This window comes from Streptococcus sp. SR4 (assembly GCF_000517725.1).
GTDB lineage: Bacteria > Bacillota > Bacilli > Lactobacillales > Streptococcaceae > Streptococcus > Streptococcus salivarius_F.
Genome location: NZ_AZYW01000014.1, coordinates 1 through 4,596 on the forward strand (window position 1 = coordinate 1; position 4,596 = coordinate 4,596).

Annotated in this window: 1 protein-coding gene and 2 pseudogenes; 1 reads left to right on the forward strand and 2 read right to left on the reverse strand. The window is 36.7% G+C overall.

Translation table 11 applies throughout. The features are described 5' to 3' along the window. Positions 1-397: 397 nt before the first annotated feature. Both glmS and HMPREF1519_RS01975 read right to left on the reverse strand, forming a co-directional pair. Positions 398-2,215 carry a glutamine--fructose-6-phosphate transaminase (isomerizing) gene (glmS, locus tag HMPREF1519_RS01970; RefSeq protein WP_022496548.1) on the reverse strand — a complete coding sequence of 606 codons (1,818 nt, stop codon included), beginning with the start codon at positions 2,213-2,215 and terminating at the stop codon, positions 398-400. 635 nt (positions 2,216-2,850) lie between these two features. Continuing rightward, positions 2,851-3,823, reverse strand: a pseudogene (locus HMPREF1519_RS01975) (transposase); the annotation flags it as partial. Between HMPREF1519_RS01975 and HMPREF1519_RS01980 the strand changes: the two are divergent. Continuing rightward, positions 3,815-4,297 (forward strand): annotated as a pseudogene (locus HMPREF1519_RS01980) (transposase); the annotation flags it as partial. The pseudogenes HMPREF1519_RS01975 and HMPREF1519_RS01980 overlap by 9 nt on opposite strands. Positions 4,298-4,596 lie beyond the last annotated feature (299 nt).

The following is a 4,596-nucleotide window of genomic DNA, read 5'->3' on the forward strand; positions in this document are numbered from 1 at the left end:
ATCTTCATCACTCTAAACATAAAAAAAGAGAAGACCTATCTGGTCCTCTCTAGATGTTAGCTTTTCGCCACCCACTACAGTTGACAAACATACTAAGATGAGTAGTGAGAAAATCTCCAACCAGAGAGTACTCACTACTTTTTCGTTAGGTTAAAGTAGTGGGGTCTTGTAAAATTGTAGTATAGCGCTATACGTCACTTGACAAACTGGCAAGAAACCTTGATCAAAAATACCAGGAAAGGTATTTTTTAGCATGCCTTTTTATGGCTCAAAAATTGTTAAAACTAAGACAATAAACTCAGAATAGTACTGTCTTATCTCATTTTTAACTTAAAGCTTTGATAGACTTGATAAATGATAAAAAAGAGCTAATAAAATTTAGAATGCGGAAACTAACTTACTCAACTGTTACTGCTTTTGCAAGGTTTCGTGGTTTATCCACGTCAAGACCCCGTTGTAGAGAAGCATAGTAAGCAATCAACTGAGTTGGAATAACCATTGAGATCGGTGATAAGAATGGATGTACTTGATTGACAATAATATCATCATCAGCTTTAGCTAATTTTTCCTCAACGACTGTTAAAACATTAGCTCCACGAGCAGCAACTTCCTGAATATTACCACGAGTATGAGCAGCCACAACTTCACTTGCAGAAATTAATCCTAAAACTGGAGTACCATCTTCAATCAATGAAATTGTACCGTGTTTCAACTCACCCGCAGCAAAGCCTTCACATTGAATATAAGAGATTTCTTTCAACTTCAATGATGCTTCCATAGCTACATAATAATCATTTCCTCGACCAATGTAGAAAGCATTACGAGTTGTAGCCAACAAGTTCTCAACTTTCTCAGAAATCATATCTTTTTCAGAGAGAGTCGCTTCAATTGACTGAGCAACAATTGATAACTCATGCACTAAATCAAACTCAAGTGCTTCTTTCTTGCCATTTGCTTCACCAACAGCTTTCGCAAGGAAAGCTAGAGCCGCAATCTGAGCAGTATAAGCTTTTGTAGAAGCTACAGCAATTTCAGGCCCTGCATGTAAAAGCATCGTATATGTTGCTTCACGAGAAAGCGTAGAACCAGGTACATTGGTAACAGTCAAACTAGGGATTCCCATTTCGTTAGCTTTCACCAAAACTTGACGGCTATCTGCTGTTTCACCTGATTGACTAAGCAAAACAAACATTGGTTTTTTGCTCAAAAGTGGAATGTTGTAACCCCACTCAGATGCAACACCTATTTCAACTGGTGTATCTGTCAATTTTTCAAACATAGCTTTTGACGCAAAACCAGCATTATATGAAGTCCCAGCTGCTAAGATGTAAATACGATCTGCTTCTTGTACTGACTTGACAATAGCTGGATCAACAGTGATATTTCCTTCATCATCTGCATAGGTAGAAATCAATTTACGCATTACAGTAGGTTGCTCATCAATTTCTTTCAACATATAGTAAGGATAAGTTCCTTTACCAATATCAGAAAGATCAAGTTCAGCTGTATAAGTACCGCGTTCAATAGCATTTCCTTCATAATCGGTAACTGTGATAGCATCTTTGGTCAGAACAACCAACTCTTTATCGTGAATTTCCATAAATTGACTAGTTTCACGAATCATAGCCATGGCATCTGAACAAACCATGTTGTAACCTTCACCAACACCAATCAAAAGTGGAGATTTGTTTTTGGCAACATAAATCGTATCTGGTGCTTGAGAGTCAACAAGAGCAAACGCATATGACCCTTGGATAATATGAAGAGATTTTTTTAAGGCTTCAAGAACTGATAATCCATCTTCGTCAACGAATTTACCAATCAAGTGAACTGCAATCTCAGTATCTGTCTGACCTTTAAATTTGTGTCCTTGCAAGTATTCTTCTTTAATTTGGAGATAGTTTTCAATAACTCCGTTATGAACTAAAACGAAGCGCCCTGTTTCCGAAGTATGTGGGTGAGCATTATCCTCAGTTGCTTGACCATGTGTTGCCCAACGCGTGTGACCAATACCAGTTGATCCCTTAACATCGGAGCTAATTTTAGCACGAAGATCTGCAATACGACCAACTGATTTAACTAGACAACCTTTATCTGGGGCATCAGTCACATAAATACCTGCTGAGTCATAACCGCGATACTCTAACTTTTCGAGACCCTGTATTAAGATATCCACTGCATTACTATTTCCAACAACTCCAACAATTCCACACATTAATTATTACCTGTAGCAACTTTTAAATTACTATCCCTTTCCTACAAATTGGTATAGTTCAATATCCTATTATTGAACCGAACAAAGTCATTATATACCTAGTTTTATTAGTTGTCAACAATTAAATTGGTATAGTCATAAAAGATGACTATCTTCAATTTGTCAAGTAAAAACTTATTATCAGATAATCTAAATCAATTTTTCTTAACAACTATTTAAATGAATAAAAACGAAATTTGTTATACCACTTCCAATTAAACTCTATTTTCCTTTAAAGAACAAAATTTCGCTAATAATTCAGATTTTTTTATTTCTGTGATTTGTAAAACCACTGTAGAGATTATAGAGCTTTTTGAGTATACACAAAAAGTCCCATAAAAATTGTACTGACCCCAAAAAGTTAGACAATTAATTTATCCAAAGGATTTAGTTCTGTATTGCACAGGACTGAGTCCTTTTCTACCATTTGTCAAGCATATCAAGGCATTTGATAAAAAAATAGATTGAATTACATAGTCAAACTAAGGAGTTTGTCTATTTTTGAACTAAAGTTTAGTGTAAAAAGTGCACGCAAAAACAACACCTTACCTAGTGGTTTTTTGATAAGGTGTTACAATCATATGGCATAAACAATTTTACCGATTTTGGGTAGAAGTATAATCGTAAAGCTTGTTATGTGTTATGAGGTAATACATTGTTCTAATGAGACGATGTGTAGAGGCAATCGTGTGTGGTTTGGTTGAAGTCACTTGCGATTGTCTTTTCCGTTTCTCATAGAAGTCTGCTATATGACAAGGATTGGTGTAGCCAGCTGAAGCTATGTTATGAATGCACTTAAAGAGAACCTTTATGGCATAGGGATTCCCACGTTTGGTGATATGTTCCTTTGCTAGAAAGTCCCCAGATTCATAGTGGCTGAGGTCAATGCTGATCAAAGCATTGATTTGATTGGCAGAATGAAATTGACGAATGTCACCAAGTTCGCCAATAATACTTGTCGCTGTGGTTTCAGTGATTCCAGGAATAGAGAGAAGAATCTCGTATTCTGGCAAAGGTTGAGCCAAAGTTACCATCTCCTCTAAAACGCCTTGTCTATATTCAGAAAGCCTAAGTAACTCCCCTGCATAGTATTTGATCTCTTCCATCATTGGAGAGGTTTTCTTGACCTCACAATAAGACTGATTAGCTAGTTTTGTAAGCTTATCTACTAAGTAAGTCACACGTTTTTCAGAGATGCGTTTTGCCGTAGACTGACGGATGATAGCTGTTAATACGGCGTCATCTAACTCCAGTACAAAACTATTACATGGAAAAGTCATGACCAAGTTCCAATATTGTTCCCACAGTTGGTGAAGATAAGATGTTTTACAATTCAGGAAAAGAGACCTGTAGAACCTTGTGCAGACGATTTTTAGCGCAGAAAATATCCCCAGTAAGATTCTGATAGAAATGGCTGAGGTCGCGTAATTCTTGATAAAGCACTTCTTGGACATAGCTTGGTTTACGATTGAGGATGAACTGAGACGTAGCTAGTTTTTCAGCGTCAATCTTATCTGTTTTACGTACTCGTAAGCTATCTAGTTGTTTTTGTGATTCTAAGGGCTTGAGCAGATTATCAGTCAGGCTTACCCATTAGCTAAACAACAACGTTGCTTGATTCATATTAGTCGAAATCTGGCTAGTAGGGTGAAACGATCTGATCGAGCGGTTATTCTGGGGTAATTTAAAATGATTTATCGTGCTGAAAATTTAGAAATGGCAGTACAAGCTTTAGAGGACTTTATCGCCGAATGGAAACCAAAGTATAGGAAAGTCACAGAAAGCCTGGAGAAAACGGATAATCTTTTAACTTTTTTTCAGTTTCCCTATCAAATTTGGCACAGCATTTATTCGACAAACCTCATTGAGTCTCTTAACAAAGAAATCAAACGTCAAACGAAAAAGAAGGTTCTTTTTCCTAACGAGGAGGCTCTGGAACGTTACTTAGTTACTTTGTTTGAAGATTATAATTTCAAGCAAAGTCAACGAATCCATAAAGGGTTTGGACAATGTTCTGACACACTTGAAAGCTTATTTGATTAGCACTCTATAACTCTACTTGAGTGTTTACACAAAATTATTGACAGTATCATAAAGTCGAAATCAACCTCTGATTCCAATTGGCGAAGAAAGTGATCTTCTGGGACCAATTCGTCTATCGTATAGAAGCCATATTGGCAGCGATGATAATCAGGTTTTTCTTTGTGAAACATAGCTAGCACCTCACAACTTTTCTTACCTCTATTATACAACTTTACAAAAAGAAAAGCCCTTAGAAAAGTGTCTTCTAAGGACTTTGTCTTCAATCCGAACCTCCCCTAAGGGAGGCTGCGTTTAGTTGG

What these genes read in the sequence shown, in the direction of transcription:
- glmS (WP_022496548.1), bottom strand. Translation starts at nt 2,215, where the DNA reads ATGTGTGGAATTGTTGGAGTTGTTGGAAATAGTAATGCAGTGGATATC.